Genomic DNA, 18904 nt, shown 5'->3' on the forward strand with positions numbered 1-18904 from the left:
AACAGCCTGGCGGTCGTATAGGATAATCGTCAGATAGGGAGAGAGCGATGACCGCGACGTCAGACGGCATGATCGACAAGGCGGGGCTGCGTGTAGCCGCACCGCTGGCACGGTTTCTCGAAGACCAGGCGCTGCCCGGCACGGGGGTCGACCCGTCCGCCTTCTGGTCCGGAATGGCTGACATCTACGCCCGCTTCGCACCCGAAAATCGCGATCTGCTTGCTCGCCGTGGCGCGCTGCAAGTGAAAATCGACGCCTGGTACGGCGCGCTTGCCGGCCGCCCCGTCGATCCGGACGCACAGGCGCGCTTCCTTCGCGAGATCGGTTATCTCGTCGAGGAGCCTGCGCCGTTCGTCGCGACCTCGACCCGCGTCGATGACGAGGTGGCACGGCTGGCAGGCCCGCAACTCGTCGTGCCGATCCTCAATGCCCGGTTCGTCCTCAACGCCGCAAACGCACGCTGGGGCAGTCTGTACGACGCGCTCTACGGCACCGACGTGATCCCCGGAACGCCGTCGGGTCGGGGTTATGATCCGGACCGCGGTGCACAGGTGATCGCCTGGGCCAAGGCGTTCCTTGATTCGAGCGTGCCGCTTGCGACGGGCTCATGGACCGATTGGGACGGCAGCCCGCCCGTGATGGCACGACCGGAGCAGCTCCGCGGCCATGCCGGCAGCACGATTCTGTTGCGCCACAATGGCCTGCATATCGAACTCGTCATCGATCGCGACCATCCGATCGGCGCATCCGACCCCGCCGGACTTGCCGATGTCCGGCTCGAATCCGCGCTGACGACGATCGTCGACCTCGAGGATTCGGTCGCGGCGGTCGACGCCGACGACAAGGTCGCGGCCTATGCCAATTGGCTGGGCCTGATGAAGGGCGATCTGGAGGCGCAGTTCGGCAAGGGAGGCCAGACGCTGACCCGGTCGCTGGAGCACGACCGGCGCTACACCGCGCAGGATGGTTCCGAAATCGTCCTGCCGGGACGAAGCCTATTGTTCGTCCGCAATGTCGGCCATCTGATGACCACGCCTGCCATCCGTCTGCCCGATGGGACAGAGGCGCCCGAGGGCATTCTCGACGGGATCGTGACCGCACTGATCGCGCTGCACGATCTGAACGGCACCGGCCGCTTCAGGAACAGCCGCCAGGGTTCGATCTACATCGTCAAGCCGAAGATGCACGGCCCCGACGAAGCGGGCTTCACCAATCGGCTGTTCGACGCGGTCGAGGATCTGCTCGGCCTCGACCGCCACACGATCAAGGTCGGCGTGATGGACGAGGAACGCCGCACTTCGGCCAATCTGGCTGCCTGTATCGCCGCGGTGAAGGACCGCATCGTGTTCATCAACACGGGCTTCCTCGATCGCACGGGCGACGAGATGCACACCGCGATGCGCGCCGGACCCATGATCCGCAAGAGCGAGATGAAGGCCAGCGCCTGGATCGCCGCCTATGAGGATCGCAATGTCCAGATCGGCCTCGCCTGTGGCCTCAGCGGTCGCGCTCAGATCGGCAAAGGCATGTGGGCCGCGCCCGATCGCATGGCGGACATGCTCGACCAGAAGATCGCGCACCCGATGACCGGCGCCAACACCGCCTGGGTCCCCTCACCCACCGCGGCGACGCTCCACGCGACGCATTACCACCGCGTTGACGTCTTCGCGCGGCAGGCGGCACGACAGTGCGAGCCCGTCACGCCGCTCGAGAAGCTGCTGACGATCCCGCTGGCACACGGCCATAACTGGTCCCCCGACGAGATCCGCGACGAGCTCGAGAACAATGCGCAGGGCATTCTCGGCTATGTCGTGCGCTGGATCAACCAGGGCGTCGGCTGCTCGAAGGTGCCGGACATTCATGACATCGGCCTGATGGAAGATCGCGCGACTCTGCGGATCAGCTCGCAACATATGGCGAACTGGATGCTCCACGGCATCGCGACGCCCGCCGAGGTCGATGCCGCCTTCGTGAAGATGGCGGCCAAGGTCGATGCGCAGAATGCTTCCGATCCGCACTATCAGCCGATGGCAGGGCGCGACGCGACCAACCTTGCGTATCGCGCCGCGCGCGCGCTCGTCTTCGAAGGGCTTGATCAGCCGAACGGCTATACCGAACCCCTGCTCCACCGCTACCGGCAGGAGGCGAAAGCGGCACAAACTGGTAACAGTTGACACCATATTAGCCGGGGGCCATCGTCCTTCTTGAAACCCCCGGCCCCCGCGGCACGTCGAACAGGGGTGCGCGAGGAGAGTGTTACGATGGCCAATGACCCGGCCGCCACCGGCTATATTTCGGGTTTCGGCAACCATGTCGCGACCGAGGCCGTCGCAGGCGCGCTGCCCGTCGGCCGCAATGCGCCACAACGGCCCCCCTTCGGGCTTTACACCGAGCAGCTGTCAGGCACGGCCTTCACCGCACCGCGTCACGAGAACCGGCGGAGCTGGCTGTACCGCATGCGCCCCACCGCCGAACATCCGCCCTATGTCCGATATGACGGCGCCGCCCGCTTTGCCGCGGGCGCGCAGGACGCTCCACTGGCGCCCAACCGGCTGCGCTGGGATCCGATCGCGCCACCCTCCCCGGGCACCGACCTGATCGACGGCATGACGACGATGCTTGCCACCCGCGATCCTGCGGATCTGGAGGGCGTCGCGGTCCACCTCTATGCCGCCAACCGCGATATGACCGCGCGGGTCTTTGTCGATGCCGATGGCGAATTGCTCTTCATCCCCCAGGCGGGGCGGCTCGAACTCCTGACCGAGCTCGGGCGGATCATGGTCGCGCCCGGCCAGATCGCGCTCATCCCGCGCGGTGTTCGTTTCCGGGCTTTGCTACCCGATGGGCAAGCAACGGGATATGTCGCGGAAAACCATGGCGCGCTGTTCCGTCTGCCCGATCTAGGTCCGATCGGCGCGAACGGGCTAGCCAATCCGCGCGATTTCGAAACGCCGGTCGCCTGGTTCGAGGATCGCGACACGCGGTTCGAGGTGATCCAGAAATTCATGGGCTCGCTGTGGTGCACGACGCTCGGGCACAGTCCGCTCGACGTCGTGGCGTGGCACGGCAATCTGGCGCCGTGGCGCTATGATCTTGCGCGCTTCAACACAATCAACACGGTGAGCTTCGACCATCCCGATCCGTCGATCTTCACCGTCCTGACCTCGCCCTCCGACGTACCCGGTCGCGCCAATGCCGATTTCGTCGTCTTCCCGCCGCGCTGGATGGTCGCCGAGGACACGTTCCGCCCGCCCTGGTTCCACCGCAACGTCATGTCGGAGGCGATGGGTCTGATCCACGGCGCCTATGACGCCAAGGCGGCCGGCTTCACGCCCGGCGGTCTGAGCCTGCACAATCTGATGGCAGGCCACGGCCCCGATCTCGACAGCTGGACCGCCGCAACCAACGCCGATCTCAAGCCGTACAAGATCGACGGGACCATGGCCTTCATGGTCGAGAGCTGCTGGCCCTACCGACCGACGCCGCATGCGCTGGAACATGCCCAGCTCGATTATGACGCTGTCTGGGCCGATTTCCCCAAGGCGGTGCTGCCGGCATGATCCTGCACGGCTATTGGCGGTCGACAACCTCCTACCGCGTGCGGATCGCGCTGAACCTGAAGCAGTGCTCCTATGAGCAGCGCACGCACGATCTCAGGACCGGCGCGCAGCGTGACGCGCGCTATCTCGCGCTTAACCTGCAAGGGCTGGTGCCCGCGCTGGACATTGGCGACGGCACGATCCTGACGCAGTCGCCTGCCATCCTCGAATGGCTCGACGCGACCTATCCAGCGCCGCCGCTATTGCCCGCCGATCCGACCAAGGCCGCGATCGTGCGCGGCATTGCGGCGACGATCGGGTGCGACATTCATCCGGTCAACAACCTGCGGATCCTTGATGCACTCAGGACAGATTTCGCCGCGACGCTCGATCAGGTATCGGCCTGGATCGCGCGGTGGATGACCGCGGGATTCGATGCGATCGAGCCACAGATCGCTCGTCATGGCGGCGGCTATGCCTTTGGCGCCACGCCGACGCTGGCCGACTGCTATCTCGTGCCGCAAGTCTATGCGGCCGGACGCTTCGCCGTCGATCTCTCACGCTACCCCTGTCTGGCCACCGCCGCCGCGAACGCCGCGACCCTGCCGGCCTTCGCCGCTGCACATCCCGACATGCAGTCTGACCGTGACCCGCTATAGTATTGATATAGATTAGCACAAACCCGGTCCGAGTAGCGGACATAAAAGCCGAATTGATGCGTTTCTCACTGAATCGACGCGACTTAGATCGCGATCGCTGGTGAAGGGGTCGGAATGCGAATCGCGATTATTGCGCATCTCAAATATGCCATCCGCGAGCCTTTTGCCGGTGGCCTCGAGATGCATACGCACTTGTTGGCGACCGCGTTACGCCGACGTGGACATGCGGTCACAGTATTCGCATCGATGAAATCCGATCCGGCAATGGGGCTCGAGGCAATCTGCGACGAAACCTCGCTTCTCGAAACCGGCACCGCCGAAGCGCAGGACGTGACGTTCTTTCGCGAACACCATGCCTATCTGCGGCTGATGAGCATGCTGAGAAATCGACGGTTCGACGTCATCCACAACAACTCGCTCCACTATCTTCCCGTCTCGATGGCGGAAACGCTCGATACGCCGATGGTCACGACGCTGCACACACCCCCGTTCTGCTGGCTGGAAAGCGGCATCCGCCTCTGCAAGTCACCATCGATGCGCTTCGTTGCCGTATCCGATACGATCCGCGGTCTGTGGAGCCACGTGACGCCGATCGACCGGACGATCCCGAACGGTATCGACCTTGCGAGTTTCCCCTTCCAACCTGCCGCAAGTCCCGACCGCTATCTCGTTTGGTATGGGCGGATCGTTGCCGAAAAGGGCCTTCATCTGGCGATCGACGCGGCGAGGCTGGCAGGCTATCCGCTCCGCATCGCCGGACCGATCTCCGATCCGGATTACTATGCGGCCGAGATCCTGCCGCGGCTCGGCGCCGACGTCACGCATGTCGGCCATCTCGAGCATGCAGCACTAGGCGCGCTCGTCGGCGGCGCGAGTGCGTTTCTCTGCACGCCCCGCTGGGAGGAGCCGTTCGGGCTGGTGGTCGCCGAAGCCCTCGCGTCGGGGACGCCCGTCGCCGCCTTTGCGCGCGGCGCGATTCCGGCGCTCCTCGACGAGTCCTGTGGCACGCTCGCACGCGCGGACGATGTCGCATCGCTCGCCGATGCCGCGCGGCGGGCGGTGCTGCTCGACCGCCCCGCCTGCCGCCTGCGCGCGGAGGCGATCTGCGACGCCGACGTCATGATCGACCGCTATGAGGATTTATACGAAGAGATGATCCAGCCGACACGCCACGCCGCACGGGGCCGCGCGTCTGACTATCCGATCACGTTGGCGGGGGCGGCATGACGGACGCCCGCTTTTGCGTGTGCGTGCCCGCGCGTGACGAGGCAGACCGCCTGCCAATTCTGCTCGACGCCCTTGCGCGGCAGGACGTAGATGGACCGATCCGCGTCTCGATCTTGATCAATAACACCGTCGATGACAGCGTCGCCGCGGTGGCCCGGGCACAGGCCGCCTGGGGCGAGCGACTGCATCTCGCCGTAGCGTGCCACGATCTTCCGCCCGAGCGTGCGCACGCCGGCACCGCACGACGCCTGGCTATGGAGGCTGGCTTGGCACGCATCGATCCGGATCGCGGCGTTCTCATCTCCACCGATGCCGATACCCGGCCGCCGTCCGACTGGATCTCGGCGATGCTTCGCGCCATCGACGCGGGGCTCGATATCGTTGGCGGCCGGATCGTCGTCGACGATGCCGAACCGCTCGCGGCGGACATGGATGCGATGCAGGTCAAGCTCGACCGCTACTGGGCGTGTGTTCGCGCGATCGAGGACGACATCGATCCGTGCCGCTGGGATCCGGCGCCCCGTCACGGCGATCATACCGGCGCGAGCCTGGCGATTCTTGCCCCGCTCTACCGTGCGGCGGGCGGTGTCCCCGCTATCCCCGCCGGGGAAGACCGCGCACTGGTCGAGGCGGCGGTCGCGGCAGGTGGTCGGCTCGGTCATCCGATAAGTGTGTGGACCCGCGTGTCCGCGCGCACCATCGGTCGCGCGACCGGGGGCATGGCGGACCATATGCAGGCGCTGTCCGATCGCGTGGCGCGCGGCGAGCCCACGTTTCTGCCGTCGTTCGATCAGTGGCGCGCACGCGCGGCGTGGCGACGGATGCGCCGCGACCAGCCGGGTGGTGATGGAGGAGTCGCGCGCGATGAACCCCTGCTCCCGCCGATGCGCTGCGACATGCCGCTGGGGCTCGACCGATGAGTGGCCCGACTGCACGGCCGGCCCCCGCGACGCGGTCCCTCGACCTCGTCGAGACGCTCGCGTCCTGCGGGGAGCGTTATGATGCCGCCCCGATGTTTCCCGCGGACAGCATGGCCGCACTGGTCCGCCACGGCCTGCACCGGCGGTTCGCCCCGCGTGCACTGGGCGGCCAGGCCAATGGTGCGCCGGATGAACTGCTCGATGCGCTGCGGACGGTCGGACGCGGCGACCTCAGCGTCGGGCGGCTGTTCGAAGGCCATGTCAACGCGCTCGCGCTGTTCGACTGGTATGCATCGGCGGATCAACTTGCCTGGCTCGATACCGAACTCGACCGCGGTGCATGGTTCGGCGTCTGGGCGACCGAACCTCCTCCCGGCGTCGCGGTGGTCGACAGTCCCGACGGCCCCGTGCTCGATGGGGCGAAGCACTTCGCAAGCGGTGCCGGGGGTATCGATTACGCGATCGTCACTGCGCGTCCGGCGGCGGGGCAGCGTCCGATCGTCGTCATCCAGGCCAATGATCCCATGCGCACCGACGCGTCCCGCTGGCGCGTGCGCGGCATGCGCGCGAGCATGAGCGGTCGCTACGAATGTTCGGGCTATCCAGCCGGCGCCATGCAGACGCTGGGCGCACCGGGCGACTATGACCGCGAACCCCGGTTCACCGCGGGGGCATGGCGGTTCCTGGCAGTCCAGCTTGGCGGCATGGAGGGGCTGCTGACCGAGACCCGGCGAGCCTTGTCCGATACTGCACGCGGCGATCCCGTCCAGCGTGCGCGCTTCGCCGAGGCGGTCGTTGCCGCGCGCACCGCCTATCTGTGGATCCGCGAGGCTGCGGGACGTGCCGCGCGTGAGGAGGCCGACGCCACGATCTTCGTCCAGATGACTCGCGGGGTCGTCGAACGTGCCGCGCTTGACGTCATGGAAGCCACCGCGCGTCTGCTTGGTACGCGCAGCGCGTTTGATGGTGAGCGTGCGGACAAGATCAGCCGCGACCTTAGCCTCTATCTGCGTCAGGCAGGCCCTGATTATGCGCGCGATCAGGCGGCGCTCGCCTGGCTCGACCGCGACGTCTGGGGCGCGGACGACCGCTTGTGGTGATCGCCGCGACGGCGCTGAGCCGAAGTCCGTGGCGCAGCGCGCGGTGGCTGGTGCTGGCGCCGCACGCCGATGACGAGACGCTCGGTACAGGGGCATTGATCGCGGATACGGCAGCGCGCAATAGCCTTGCCGGTGTGATGATCCTGACCGACGGATCGGGTTCGCATCCCTGCCCGACGCCGGCGGACCGTAGCGCGCTCATCCGGCGACGACGCGGTGAGGCACGGCATGCCGTCGCGCTGCTGACCGGCGAACGGCGGATCGTCCCGCGGTTTCTCGACTGGCACGATGCAAACCCCCACCGCCCCGGAAGCGCCGCGTTCCGTCGGTCCGTCCGGCAACTGGCGGGTGTGTTGCGCCGGTACGCGGTCGACGCGATCGCGACTACGGCGGCAGGCGAGCCGCATTGCGATCATGCCGCGTGCTTCACGCTTGCGGTGCAGGCCGCGCACGCGGCGCGCAGGCCGGTCGCGATCTTCGAATATGCCGTCTGGGGCGAACGCCCCGAAGGGAAGCGCGTCCTCCGCACCGCGGCAATGCCGACCGGCCGGCGCAGCGCCGCGCTCCGCACGCACCGCAGCCAGCTGACCGGATTGATGGGCGACGGCTTTCGCCTGCCGCGCGCGCAGCAGCGGATGCCGGGAACGGACCTCCTCTATCTGGCGAACCGACATGCGACCCGACCATAGCCTCGACGCGCGCTATTTCGACGACGTCTTCACCGGCGACGATGATCCCTGGTCGCTCGCCTCGAGCCCGTATGAAGCCGCAAAGTTCGATGCGACGATCGCCGCGATCGACGATCGGCGCTATCGTTCGGCCTTGGAGATCGGCTGCGCCCACGGCGTGCTGACCGCTCGGCTTGCGCCTTTGTGCGATACCCTGACCTCGATCGACATTAGCCTGCGCGCGGTCGAGCTTGCCCAATCGCGCTGCGCCGCATTGCCCAATGTCACGATCACCCGCTGTAGCTTTCCGGCCGAGTCACCCGACGGCGCGTTCGATCTCGTCGTGCTGTCGGAGGTCGTCTATTACTGGGACGACGCGGATATCGAGCGCGCAGCCGCCGCGATCCACGCCAGCGCTACGCCCGATTGCCGGATCATACTCGTGCATTGGACAGGCGATACCGACTATCCACAGACCGGCGACGCAGCCGTCACCAAGCTACGGGATCGGCTCGGCGGCGTCGCGGTCGAGCGCGCCGAACGAAAAGACGCGTACCGCCTCGACCTGTGGTCCCTGCGATGACGCCGCTCTCCGTCCTGACCCTCGTGAAGGACCGCGAACCCCATCTGATCCAGCTGATCGAGGGCCTGAAACGGAGCGCGGTCGCCCCCGCCGAACTGATCGTCGTCGACATGAGCAGCACCCCGGTCGCGCAGCCGGAGGCGCCCTTCCCCGTCTACGTCCATCGGCTGCAGACCGGCACCCTCGCGCTTGCCGCCGCGCGCAACCTTGCAGCACGGCACGCGACATCCGCACATCTGCTGTTTCTCGACGTCGACTGTATCCCGATGGCGCAGTGCCTCGGCAGGATGGGTGCGGTACTCGATGAGGACGATGCGTTGCTCTGCGCGGATATCCGCTATCTCGGACCCGACGACGCGCGTTCGACGTGGAACGAAGAGGTCCTGCTGGCGACCGGGCGGCGACATCCGGTGCGCAGTTTTCCCGCAACGGGCACGCGGCGCGAAACCAATCCCGGCCTGTTCTGGTCGCTAGCGTTCGCGATCCGCCGGTCGCGGTTCGAGGAACTGGGCGGCTTCGACGAGGCTTTCGTCGGCTATGGCGCGGAAGACACCGATTTCGGCTTTCGTGCCGAACGTGCACAAACCCCGCTGATCTTCGTCGGCGGTGCGATCGCCTGTCATCAATATCACGACAGCTATGATCCGCCCGTCCAGCATCTCGACGACATCGTCCGCAACGCGACGATATTCCATGCGCGCTGGGGCTGGTGGCCGATGCAGGGCTGGCTCGACGCCTTTGTCGCGATGGGGCTGGTCGACTATCGCGACGACGGCATCCGCATCCTGCGCCGTCCAAACGCCGCGGACCTGATCGCCGCGCATGTGGTCTAATCCTAGACGGCAGCACTAATCGGCAATGTGACCGACGCGCAAAGCCCGCCGCCCGCGGCATCGTCGAGGACCAGCACGCCGCCATACAGCGCCGCGAGCTCGCGCGCGATCGCAAGGCCGAACCCATGGCCGTCCTCACGTTCGTCGAGCCGCACGCCAGCGTCCGTCGCCCGCTGACGGTCCGCCAGCGCGATGCCCGGTCCATCGTCGACGATGCTGAGCCGGATCATGCCCTGATCGACCCTCGCGGCGACACGCACCGTCGTTCGCGCATGCCGCGCGGCATTGTCGATTAGATTGCCCGCCATCTCGTCGAGATCCGCGGCATCGACCGCGACGTGCAGCTCGGGATCGATCGCCGCATCGATCACGACGCCGCGTTCCATCCTCAGCCGCCGGATAGTCGACACCAGATCGGCGATCGCGGGGGCGAGTGCGGTGCTGCTCGCATAACCGCCGGCGATGTTGCGTGCCCGGGCAAGATGATGCCGGATCGTTGCGTCGATCCGGGCAAGCTGCGCCGCCTGGGCGGGATCGTCACGCACCGTTAGCGCAAGCGTCGCGACCGGGGTTTTCAGCGCATGCGCCAGATTAGCCGCCGACGCGCGCGCGGTCGCGAGCGCCGACGCGTTGTCCCGCGCGAGTGCGTTCAGTTCGATCGCGAGCGGACGAAGCTCGTCGGGCTGCGCTTCGGACACACTGGTGGCCCCTCTGCGCATCGCGGCTACACCGTCGCGCAACGCGCGCAGCGGTCGCAACCCGATCCGCACCTGCACCAGCGTCGCAACGCCCAGCAGGATGCCAAGGATGCCAAGCGTCGCAAGCAACGGCACCACCGCCGCCTGGATCGGTCGGGCGACGACGTCGCGCGGTGCCGCTGCGGTCAGCACCACAGGCCCCGCGTCCGTCGCGATCGAAATCTGTCGAGCATGGACCCCGTCGCGTCCCTCCAGGGGTTGCGGACGCTCCTCCCCTTCTCTGCGCAGCGCGTCTCGCGGTGCCGGGCCGGGCGTCCGCAGCGCCGGAAACTCGGCGGAACTTACGGTCTGCACCGGGCCGCTGATCTGCCATTGCCAGCCGGGGCCGGCATCGAGCAGGCCACGAAGCCGTGTCAGTCGCACCCGGTCGATCCGCCCATCGCCATCGACCGCACCGGCAAGCAGCGACAATTCGGCATCGAGCCGCTGGTCGAGCCCCTGGGTGACGAACCGCTGCAGCACGCCGGCGATCGCCGCACCCGCGACCAAAAGTGCAACGAGGGTGGCAAGCAGTGAAAGGCCAAGCATCCGCCCATGGATCGACCGCGGGATCAGCGTCATCGGGGTGCCGGCGTCGCGAGCCGGTAACCCCGGCCGCGGACGGTATCGATCAGCGATGCGCCGATCTTCTTGCGCAGGCGACCTACGATCACCTCGAGGCTGTTCGAATCGACGTCCGCATCGCCCTCATAGACACGCTCCATCAGCGCCAGGCGCTCGATCACCGCGTCCTTCGACAGCATCAGCGCCGACAGCACCCGCCATTCGAGCGCAGTCAGCTTGATCGGCAAGCCGTCGAGCTCGAACTGGCCGGTCTGCGTCTCGAACGCGAGCGGACCGCATTCGAGCCGCGTGGCGCCATGCCCCGCCGCCCGGCGCACCAGCGCACGCAGCCGCATGACCAATTCCTCGACGCGGAACGGCTTGGTCATGAAGTCATCGGCCCCCGCCTTGAACCCCGCCACCTTGTCCGACCATCCGTCGCGCGCGGTGAGGATCAGCACGGGAAGGTCGCGCCCCGCCGCCCGCCAGTCCCGCAGGATCGTGACGCCGTCCCGGCCCGGCAGGCCAAGATCCAGCACGGCGGCGTCATAGGCCTCGGTGTCGCCCAGATGCCCCGCATCGACGCCGTTTGCGGCAAGATCGACCGCGCAATTCTCGCCTCGCAAGGCCTTGGCGAGCGCGGGGCCGAGATCGGGATCGTCCTCGACGAGCAATATACGCATGACGACCTCGCTAGCTGTGAACGCTAAACCCAAACTGAACGGGGAAGTTCAGCGGGGCGTGGGGAACCGGCGCCTAGAAGCCGGGCATCGACACGAAGAGGAGACGATGAATGCCCCGTTTGATGGACACACTGAACCGCGGAACGCGGATGAAGCTCGCCGCTGCCGCCCTGCTCGCAGTGGGCGTGGCAGGCGGCGCCGGCGCCGTATCGCTGACGCGGCCCGGCATCGAGATGGCACCCACCACGCCGACCGCGATCGCCCGACTGTCGGCTACCAGCGGCGTGGTGACGGTAAAGGGCCGTGTGGTCGAGATCTTCGGTGACCGCTTCGTCCTTCAGGACGCGACCGGGCGGACGATGATCGATGCGGGTCGCAACGGCGATGGCGTCACCGCCGGTGCGACGATGACGGTACAGGGGCGCTACGACAACGGACAGCTGCGCGCGTCCTATCTGGTCGATCCGAATGGGCGGATCGTCGCCGCCGGCCCCGCGGGCGGGCCGCCGCCGCATGGCCCCGGTGGTCCTCGCGGCCCTGGCGGTCCCGGTGCGCCTGGCCGCGATGGTCCGCCGCCCCCGCCACCGGGCGGCGCGAACTTGGCCCCTCCCGGTGCAATGGCGCCGGCCACGGTTCCCGGCTGCGCCCCATCCGCGAGCGGTGTCACCCCGCCACCGGCACCCGCCGCCCAACCGTCACCCCGCGCACCCGCTGCGGCGGTGAACCGCTAGGATGGTTGCGATCCGCCACGACGTTGGCGGATCGAGCCCTCAGGCTGATCGCTAATGACTGGCACCCTCCGTACCGCTTTCGCCGTCAGGCCGAAGCGGTACGGTGTTCGTCTTTCGAAGGTCGTAGGGCACGCGCCATGCCAAGGATCAGGACGACGGGCCTAAGCATGAACATAGGCGCGACCGACAGCGTGCCGACCATGATGACCGCCGCGATCGAGCCGCCACCCAGAAACCGCACGACGCGTTCGCCGCTGACCGGCGCCCCGCACCGCAGGAACGCCAGCGTCAGCGCGGCGGCGGCGGCGATCCGCAACAGCCGGATCGTCCCGGGCGCGGTGATCCCGAGATCCCGGCGATAGCGAAACGCGGAGGCCGCGAGCAGCATCCAGCCCGCCAGTGTGACGATGATCGTTTCAAGCATGAACCACTCCACGGGCAGGACGTCGTACCGGAGCCGCCGGACGAAGATGCGCGACACGCCATGCTGCCATCCCCAGCACGGTGGCGATCGCGAGCATGGTCAGGTCGAACCCGGCAAATACCGGGTCGTCGCCACGCAATGAGGCCGGCAGACCGCGCGCGGTCGTGACGGCATTGATGACCGGAATTGCGGCAAAGGCGATGGCGCCGATCGCGAAGCCCTCGATCCAAGCGCGCCGCGGCGATCGGGCCAGCTGCATGACTGCGACCGCGCCCCAGGCCCAGAACATCGCGGCGACTTCGCCATCCGCGCGCCCGACTGCATCGGCGGGAAGCACCCGGTTCGCCAGGAGATACGCCGCCATTCCGACCGGCAGCCCGGCAATCACCGCGATGTTCAACCGCTCGACGAGTGTCAGCCCCGGGAACGGCGCCGCGCCCGGCCGCCGCCGCTTGGTCGTCCAGAGCAACAGGCCCGTACCGACCATTGCGGCGCCGGTCAGGCCGAGCAGGCAATAGGCCCAGCGCAGCCCGGTACCCGCATAGCTCGCGACGTGCAGACCGAGCATCACCCCCGCGGTCATCAGCGCGGGCCCGGTGCCGCCCGATCGCTCGAGCAACTGCCCGGTGCTTCCCGAATAGGTCACCGATGGCAGCCGCGCATTGATCGACACGCCGGCATGTCGATAGACGGTCACCGTTGCCGCGCGGTCGTTGGGATGGCGCACCACGACCCGGGTCGCGGGCGCGCCGAGCACCGCTTCGGCCTTCTCGATCATCGGCCCGATCGGCAACAGCGGGGCGGCAATACCGGTCGCGGCGCGTTCGGTCGGAATGCCGAATGCGACCGCCCCGTAGTCGAGCGGCGTCTTGTAATTTACCATCGCCGGCCACGGCATGTACATCGCCACCAGCGTGATCAGCCCGGTATAGGTGATCATCGCGTGATAGGGCAGCGCGAGCACGGCCGAGACGTTATGCGCATCGAGCCAGCTCCGCTGTCCCTTGTTCCAGCGCAGCGTGAAGAAATCGGCAAAGATCCGCTTGTGCGTGATCACCCCCGACACGATCGCTGCCAGCATCACCATCGCACACAGCCCGGCCAGCCAGCGCCCCCAGGGATAGGGCAGCTGAAGCTGGAAGTGGAACCGATAGAAATGCTCGCCGCCGCGCGTTTCGCGCGCACGGACCGGCTCCCCGCTGCGGGGATCGAGCGTGAGTTCGGCGGGACGTGGCGGTGCCGTCGACGTCGGACTCCGCTGCTCGAACACGCGCGTCACCGCCGAGCGGGCATCGGGAAGATAGAGGAACCACTGGACGTCGTCACCCGCGCCGATCCCCTGGAGATAGGTCATCGCGCCTTGCGCGGCCTGCGCGGGCGACACTGTGCTCGCGGGGATTTCCGGTTGCATCCACTGGGTGATCTCGGGCCGGAAATAGCTTGCCGTCCCCGTCAGGAACATCGCGAACAACAGCCATCCCGCGAGCAACCCCAGCCACCCATGGATCCACGCCATGCTCTGCCGTAGCGGCAACGCAGCCGTCATGAGCGGACGCCGAGCAAGGCCAGTACCAGACCGATCGCCACACTGCCGCCCCAGATGCCGAGCATGACGCGCATCACGCGGGGCTCGTGAAAGCTCCAGAGCACGGCGATTGCGTAGACCAGGAACGAGAGGATCATTCCCCAGCTGGTGGCCTCGGCACGGTCCACCGGCAGCAGGCGTGCGATCAGCGTCGCAACCGCGGAGGCCAGGACATAGCCGCCGACCAGCGCGGTCCCGATCCGGGCAATCATCGGCACGACCGCAGGACGCAACCGACGCCGCGGCGACGTTGCCGTTCGCCCTAGGTCCGGCGTGCGCTGCGGGGTGGCCTGCATGGTCATGCCCTACAGAAGTTTGCGAGTGGTTATCAATAGCAAAGTTGTTGGACGATTTCCGGTCAGGTCCGAGAGCAGCAGGTCACAGGGAAATCCGCCGCGGCGATGCGATCCATGGATATAAACGCGCGGTCTATCGCTGAACGGGGCAAGGGTGTGCGCATGCAGGACGCCGCCCGATGAAAGGTCCGCGCATGGAAGCTGCCAACGTCTTCAAGAAGCTTGAGATCGAACTCAAGCCCGATCCTTCGCGAACGGTAATCCGCCCGTTCAGCTTCAGCTATCCCGAGGCATTTGCGGCCGATCGTCCATCGCGCGCGCAAACGGTGGCGCAGCGGGTGATGGCACTCGACCCCGCGCTGCGCAAACGCATGGTCGAACTGCTGGCGAAACCGATGGAGGAGCGGCATCGCAATGCCGATGACGTCTTCCGCCGCCGCTTTGCCGAGGTTCAAGACGAGCTTGATATCGGCGACATCGACGCCGACGAGGCGCTGCTGCTGGGCGCCTATTTCAGTCAGGAATATGCGTTCGAGTCGGCGGCCCTTTTCAATCCGAGCATCGCGCGGATCGACGACGAACCCGCATCGGCCACGGGCAGCGTCAAGTTCGTGCTGTCGTTGCGCGGTATCGGCGAAGGACATATCTCCTCGGTCACGTTCCGCACCGGCGAATGGGGACCCGACGATCGCCTCGTGATCGATCCCGCGAGCCCGCATGGTGTGCCGCCACGAATCGACCGCAACCAAGATGGCTGGGTCCGGCTCTTGTGTGACGACAGCCAGGATGCGTCGGAAACGGTCATCTTTCCCGTCCTGCCCAGCCAGCGCCAGGGGGTCGAGGATCTGCGCCTCGTCAATTTTACCGATCATGACGGTGTTCGCAGCATCATCGGGACCTATACCGCGTTCGACGGACGCAAGGTTCAGCAGGAAATGCTCCGCGGCGTCGACATGCGGACCTTCGAAATGCGCCCCCTCGCCGGCGCCATGACCGGCTACAAGGGCATGGCGCTGTTCCCGCGCCGGATCGATGGCCAGTTCGTGATGCTCGGGCGGCAGGACAGCGAGACGATCTGGCTGCTCCGCTCGGACGATCTTTACACCTGGGAGCGCGGGACGCCGATCATGGCACCGAAATATCCGTGGGAATTCGTGCAGCTCGGCAATTGCGGATCCCCGATCGAGATCGACGAGGGCTGGCTGGTCTTCACCCACGGCGTCGGCATGGTCCGCGGCTATTGCATCGGCGCGTGCCTGCTCGACAAGGCGGACCCCAGCCGCGTGCTGGCGCGCACGCCCTCCCCGCTCCTGTTCCCGAGCGCGGAGCAGCGTGGCGGCTATGTGCCCAACGTCACCTATAGCTGCGGCGGCCTGCTGCAGGGGCGCCGCATCCTGCTGCCCTATGCGATCGGCGACGAATATACCGCGTTCGCCACCGCACAGGTCGATGATATCCTGTCGGTCATGGCACCCGCCTGACGCACAGGCAGGTTCGGGCGCGGCCGCCGAGCGCCGCGCCCGATCTCGTCAGAAGGTAATATTGAAGCGCGCGTAATAATAGCCGCCGTTGATGCCGTAGGGACTGAACGTCAGCGGCCCGTCGAGAACATTGGCGTCGTTGACCAGCGAGTTGGTCGACCCCGGCACCAGCCCGACGGTCGGCGGCCGCTTGTTGAACAGGTTGTTTGCACCGACCGACAGCTTGAGTGCGGCGGTCAGATCGTAGTTGAGTTCGACGTCGCCGATGAACGCCGACCCGACGGTCTGCTTGTAATATGCGCCGCCATCCGGGGTCAGATACGCCGTCGTCTTGCCGTAGACGGTCCCGCGCAGCGTCGCACCGAACTTGTCGAGCGCATAGACGATCGAACCGATCACCTTGGTCTTGGGCGACGCCGTCTCGAGATAGCTGATCGCCTCCTGGTCGAAAAGCGGGATGCCGCCGAGCGTCGCAGGCGCCGCATTCAGCCTGAGAGCCTTGGTCTCGTTATAGTTGCCCGACAGCATCCAGTTCACTTTGCCATAGTCGGCAAGATCGGTGACGTAGCTCGCCACCAGATCGATGCCGCGCGTCCGCGTGTCCGCGCCGTTGGTGAAGATGTTGATCCCGGTCTGATTGACGGTCGGGTCGAGGATGTTGCCGTTCGCCCGAATGGCCGCGGTCACGATCGGGAAGTTGGTCGCACCACCGCTGCCGTACAGAGAGCCGGTCCCGAGGATGCGGTCGCGGATCTTGACCTGATAGGCGTCGAGCGTGATCGTCAGGCGTGGCGCCGGACGCAGCACGGTACCCAGGCTGAAATTGGTCGATTTCTCCGGCTTGAGATTGGCAAACCCCAGGAGCTTGGCCGCGGCGGAATTGGCCGGCACCTGCACGAACGCAGACGTCGGCGAGACATTGGTCGCGGAATAATAGGATTCCGCGAGCGTCGGCGCCCGGAACCCGGTCGAGACCGTGCCGCGAAGTGCGAACGCGTCCGAAAAGTCGTAGCGGCTCGTCCCCTTGTAGATGAACTTGCTGCCGAAATCGGAATAATGTTCATAGCGTCCGGCAACATCGACCTTCAGCCCGTCGATCGGCATCATCGCGACATCGACATAGGCCGCCTGGCTGTTGCGGCCGTTCACGCCTGCATCGGATGGCCGAAACCCGGGATAGGATTGCCCGCCCTCCTTGTAGATCGATGCGGCATCGCCCGAGCCGATCTCGTACACGTTCTTCCGATACTCCGCGCCGAATGCGAGGTTCAGCGGGGCCGCCATGCCCACCGCGATCTCGCGGGTGACATCGGCGTTCGCGGTGAACTCGGTCGCCTTGAAGAAGCCGTTATAGAAGCTCGTCGGCGTAAATCCGGTATCCGCGTAGAGCGAGGCGTTGGCGGAATCGACGGTGTAGATCAGGTTCTTGTCCTGCCCGAAACTGGTCGACAGGTCGTAATTGAAACCGCTCAGCAGTCCGCGAACCCCGCCGGTAAACGCCATGTCGTCCTCGCGGATCTTCTCGCGCGGTGAAAAGCCGTTGACCGGGCTGTCGCCGTCAGGATCGAAATAGGTCGTGACCCCGCCGACCGTCCGCGAGACCCGCGTCGGTACGCGCAGGTTTTCGTACGCGCTGGCGATCCGCTTCGAATAGGTGCCGAAACTGTAAACCTCCGCCGCGCCGAAGTCGTAGGCGCTGTTAAATTGCAGGTTGGTAAGGCGGGATTGCGCATCACCGTTGATCCGATTGACGTACGGGAAGCCCGAAATATTCGGGTAGAGCTGCTGTTGCAGGGGGCTGAGCGCCGGCGACGTCGTGCCGGTCAGCAACTTGCCATCACCGTCCGTCACCCGCCGGTCGAGCCCGCCGACCTGCGTGAAATCGTGATAGCGGTGAAAGGCCGTCACGTTGAGGAACCCGTCCTCGCCGATCTTCGTCGCGAGATGCAGCGTCCCGGCATAGGTCCGCCCGCCCGTCTGGTAGTTCTCGCCCACGGTCGCATAGCCATCGCCGCCCGTATCGCCGTCCTTGAGGATGATGTTGATCACCCCGGCGATCGCATCCGAGCCATATTGGGCCGCCGCGCCGTCTTCCAGAACCTCGATCCGCTTGATCGACGAGGGGCAGATCAGGTCGAGATCCGCGGTCGCGGCCCCCTGATAGGGCCCGCCGAGCACCGCGAGGTTGGCGGTGCCATGCCGGCGCTTGCCGTTGACGAGCACGAGCGTGTGGTTGAGGCTCAACCCGCGCAACCGCGCGGACAGCGTCAGGTTCGCGGTGTCGCCGCCAAATGCCTGCGCGGTGAAGGACGGGACCAGCTGCGTCAGGATCTGGTTCAGATTGGGCTGGCCGACATGGCTCATCATGTCGGCATCAAGCACCTTGATCGGCGCCGCGCTTTCGGCAGCAGTAATGCCGGTCGCACGCGTCCCCGTCACGATGATGTCGTCGGGGATGTCGTCGGACGCATCACTTGTCGGCGGGCTGGCCGATCCTACCGTGGCGGGGTTTGTCGTCTGGGCAAGCTCTTGGGCACTGGCGGAAACATGCCCTCCAGCGGCAAGGGCGACGATCAAGGCGTGACGCGAGATATGATGAGCGATCTTCATTAGGCTACCCCCGAATGGTGAGCGCCTTTTCGGATCCTTCCCCCAAGTCAATCGACGATTTACGTCGTTTGCTCACGCAATACTGGCCGTGCCGAAATCAATCCTTTGTCATGGCCCCGGGATGTTGCCGGGATCCGTTGTGCATGCTCGGGTCTCCAAATTTTGAATGCAACCGATTCAGGGTAACGAGATCGTATTCGCGCGCGTTTTCGGACCGAAAATTCGGACTTGTTACATTTCTGCAACGATCCGGTCAGACCGCTC

At 66.3% G+C, this 18904-nt stretch carries 17 protein-coding genes; 11 read left to right on the forward strand and 6 right to left on the reverse strand.

Going from position 1 to position 18904, the window contains the following annotated elements:
• The first annotated feature begins 47 nt into the window (after window positions 1-47).
• From IFT54_RS09215 to IFT54_RS09255, 9 genes are all read left to right on the forward strand, one after another.
• Window positions 48-2174 carry a malate synthase G gene (locus tag IFT54_RS09215; protein ID WP_244648753.1) on the forward strand — a complete coding sequence of 709 codons (2127 nt, stop codon included), beginning with the start codon at window positions 48-50 and terminating at the stop codon, window positions 2172-2174.
• Between the two features lie 87 nt (window positions 2175-2261).
• On the forward strand, window positions 2262-3560 hold the full coding sequence (hmgA, locus tag IFT54_RS09220) for a homogentisate 1,2-dioxygenase (RefSeq protein ID WP_192070398.1): 1299 nt from the start codon (window positions 2262-2264) through the stop codon (window positions 3558-3560).
• A complete protein-coding gene (gene maiA, locus IFT54_RS09225) occupies window positions 3557-4198 on the forward strand; it encodes a maleylacetoacetate isomerase (RefSeq protein ID WP_192070399.1) in 642 nt (213 codons plus the stop codon). Before hmgA ends, maiA begins: the two co-directional genes overlap by 4 nt.
• Window positions 4199-4312: 114 nt before the next feature.
• Window positions 4313-5425 (forward strand): glycosyltransferase family 4 protein, encoded by a 1113-nt coding sequence (locus IFT54_RS09230; RefSeq protein WP_192070400.1) that lies wholly within the window; start codon window positions 4313-4315, stop codon window positions 5423-5425.
• Window positions 5422-6345 carry a glycosyltransferase gene (locus IFT54_RS09235; RefSeq protein WP_192070401.1) on the forward strand — a complete coding sequence of 308 codons (924 nt, stop codon included), beginning with the start codon at window positions 5422-5424 and terminating at the stop codon, window positions 6343-6345. The genes IFT54_RS09230 and IFT54_RS09235 overlap by 4 nt, the downstream gene beginning before the upstream one ends.
• Complete coding sequence (locus tag IFT54_RS09240) at window positions 6342-7445, forward strand: acyl-CoA dehydrogenase family protein (protein WP_192070402.1); 1104 nt, start codon at window positions 6342-6344, stop codon at window positions 7443-7445. The genes IFT54_RS09235 and IFT54_RS09240 overlap by 4 nt, the downstream gene beginning before the upstream one ends.
• Window positions 7442-8134: a PIG-L deacetylase family protein gene (locus IFT54_RS09245; RefSeq protein WP_342354797.1), complete on the forward strand. Its 693-nt coding sequence runs from the start codon at window positions 7442-7444 to the stop codon at window positions 8132-8134. Before IFT54_RS09240 ends, IFT54_RS09245 begins: the two co-directional genes overlap by 4 nt.
• Window positions 8118-8696 (forward strand): SAM-dependent methyltransferase, encoded by a 579-nt coding sequence (locus IFT54_RS09250; RefSeq protein WP_192070403.1) that lies wholly within the window; start codon window positions 8118-8120, stop codon window positions 8694-8696. The genes IFT54_RS09245 and IFT54_RS09250 overlap by 17 nt, the downstream gene beginning before the upstream one ends.
• The gene (locus tag IFT54_RS09255) at window positions 8693-9529 is read left to right on the forward strand and encodes a glycosyltransferase family 2 protein (RefSeq protein WP_192070404.1); all 837 of its coding nucleotides are present in this window, start codon (window positions 8693-8695) and stop codon (window positions 9527-9529) included. Before IFT54_RS09250 ends, IFT54_RS09255 begins: the two co-directional genes overlap by 4 nt.
• 2 nt (window positions 9530-9531) lie before the next feature.
• Here IFT54_RS09255 and IFT54_RS09260 read toward each other — a convergent pair whose 3' ends face one another.
• Together IFT54_RS09260 and IFT54_RS09265 are read right to left on the reverse strand one after the other, a co-directional pair.
• Entirely contained in the window at window positions 9532-10848 is a 1317-nt protein-coding gene (locus IFT54_RS09260; protein ID WP_244648763.1) for a sensor histidine kinase, read from the reverse strand.
• The gene (locus tag IFT54_RS09265) at window positions 10845-11513 is read right to left on the reverse strand and encodes a response regulator (protein ID WP_192070405.1); all 669 of its coding nucleotides are present in this window, start codon (window positions 11511-11513) and stop codon (window positions 10845-10847) included. Before IFT54_RS09265 ends, IFT54_RS09260 begins: the two co-directional genes overlap by 4 nt.
• Before the next feature lie 122 nt (window positions 11514-11635).
• On the opposite strand from IFT54_RS09265, the gene IFT54_RS09270 reads away from it, so the two are divergent.
• A complete protein-coding gene (locus IFT54_RS09270; protein ID WP_192070406.1) occupies window positions 11636-12244 on the forward strand; it encodes a hypothetical protein in 609 nt (202 codons plus the stop codon).
• 85 nt (window positions 12245-12329) lie between these two features.
• Here IFT54_RS09270 and IFT54_RS09275 read toward each other — a convergent pair whose 3' ends face one another.
• From IFT54_RS09275 to IFT54_RS09285, 3 genes are read right to left on the reverse strand one after another with little or no spacing between them, the layout of a single operon-like run.
• The gene (locus tag IFT54_RS09275; RefSeq protein ID WP_159510748.1) at window positions 12330-12668 is read right to left on the reverse strand and encodes a hypothetical protein; all 339 of its coding nucleotides are present in this window, start codon (window positions 12666-12668) and stop codon (window positions 12330-12332) included.
• Window positions 12661-14184, reverse strand: coding sequence for a PepSY-associated TM helix domain-containing protein (locus IFT54_RS09280; protein ID WP_244648765.1), 1524 nt, complete (start codon window positions 14182-14184; stop codon window positions 12661-12663). The genes IFT54_RS09275 and IFT54_RS09280 overlap by 8 nt, the downstream gene beginning before the upstream one ends.
• Window positions 14185-14210: 26 nt before the next feature.
• Window positions 14211-14555, reverse strand: a complete 345-nt coding sequence (locus IFT54_RS09285) for an iron transporter (protein ID WP_192070408.1) — start codon at window positions 14553-14555, stop codon at window positions 14211-14213.
• 188 nt (window positions 14556-14743) lie between these two features.
• Between IFT54_RS09285 and IFT54_RS09290 the strand changes: the two genes are divergently transcribed.
• Entirely contained in the window at window positions 14744-16030 is a 1287-nt protein-coding gene (locus IFT54_RS09290) for a glycoside hydrolase family 130 protein (RefSeq protein ID WP_192070555.1), read from the forward strand.
• 48 nt (window positions 16031-16078) lie between these two features.
• Here IFT54_RS09290 and IFT54_RS09295 read toward each other — a convergent pair whose 3' ends face one another.
• Window positions 16079-18640, reverse strand: coding sequence for a TonB-dependent receptor plug domain-containing protein (locus IFT54_RS09295; RefSeq protein ID WP_192070409.1), 2562 nt, complete (start codon window positions 18638-18640; stop codon window positions 16079-16081).
• Between the last annotated feature and the right edge of the window lie 264 nt (window positions 18641-18904).

The sequence above is a fragment of the Sphingomonas sp. CFBP 13714 genome (assembly GCF_014842205.1).
Classification (GTDB): domain Bacteria; phylum Pseudomonadota; class Alphaproteobacteria; order Sphingomonadales; family Sphingomonadaceae; genus Sphingomonas; species Sphingomonas aerolata.

Coding starts and splice junctions, on each gene's coding strand:
- IFT54_RS09215 (WP_244648753.1), top strand. CDS start 48: ATGACCGCGACGTCAGACGGCATGATCGACAAGGCGGGGCTGCGTGTA.
- hmgA (WP_192070398.1), top strand. CDS start 2,262: ATGGCCAATGACCCGGCCGCCACCGGCTATATTTCGGGTTTCGGCAAC.
- maiA (WP_192070399.1), top strand. CDS start 3,557: ATGATCCTGCACGGCTATTGGCGGTCGACAACCTCCTACCGCGTGCGG.
- IFT54_RS09230 (WP_192070400.1), top strand. CDS start 4,313: ATGCGAATCGCGATTATTGCGCATCTCAAATATGCCATCCGCGAGCCT.
- IFT54_RS09235 (WP_192070401.1), top strand. CDS start 5,422: ATGACGGACGCCCGCTTTTGCGTGTGCGTGCCCGCGCGTGACGAGGCA.
- IFT54_RS09240 (WP_192070402.1), top strand. CDS start 6,342: ATGAGTGGCCCGACTGCACGGCCGGCCCCCGCGACGCGGTCCCTCGAC.
- IFT54_RS09250 (WP_192070403.1), top strand. CDS start 8,118: ATGCGACCCGACCATAGCCTCGACGCGCGCTATTTCGACGACGTCTTC.
- IFT54_RS09255 (WP_192070404.1), top strand. CDS start 8,693: ATGACGCCGCTCTCCGTCCTGACCCTCGTGAAGGACCGCGAACCCCAT.
- IFT54_RS09260 (WP_244648763.1), bottom strand. CDS start 10,848: ATGACGCTGATCCCGCGGTCGATCCATGGGCGGATGCTTGGCCTTTCA.
- IFT54_RS09265 (WP_192070405.1), bottom strand. CDS start 11,513: ATGCGTATATTGCTCGTCGAGGACGATCCCGATCTCGGCCCCGCGCTC.
- IFT54_RS09270 (WP_192070406.1), top strand. CDS start 11,636: ATGGACACACTGAACCGCGGAACGCGGATGAAGCTCGCCGCTGCCGCC.
- IFT54_RS09275 (WP_159510748.1), bottom strand. CDS start 12,668: ATGCTTGAAACGATCATCGTCACACTGGCGGGCTGGATGCTGCTCGCG.
- IFT54_RS09280 (WP_244648765.1), bottom strand. CDS start 14,184: ATGGCGTGGATCCATGGGTGGCTGGGGTTGCTCGCGGGATGGCTGTTG.
- IFT54_RS09285 (WP_192070408.1), bottom strand. CDS start 14,555: ATGACCATGCAGGCCACCCCGCAGCGCACGCCGGACCTAGGGCGAACG.
- IFT54_RS09290 (WP_192070555.1), top strand. CDS start 14,744: ATGGAAGCTGCCAACGTCTTCAAGAAGCTTGAGATCGAACTCAAGCCC.
- IFT54_RS09295 (WP_192070409.1), bottom strand. CDS start 18,640: ATGAAGATCGCTCATCATATCTCGCGTCACGCCTTGATCGTCGCCCTT.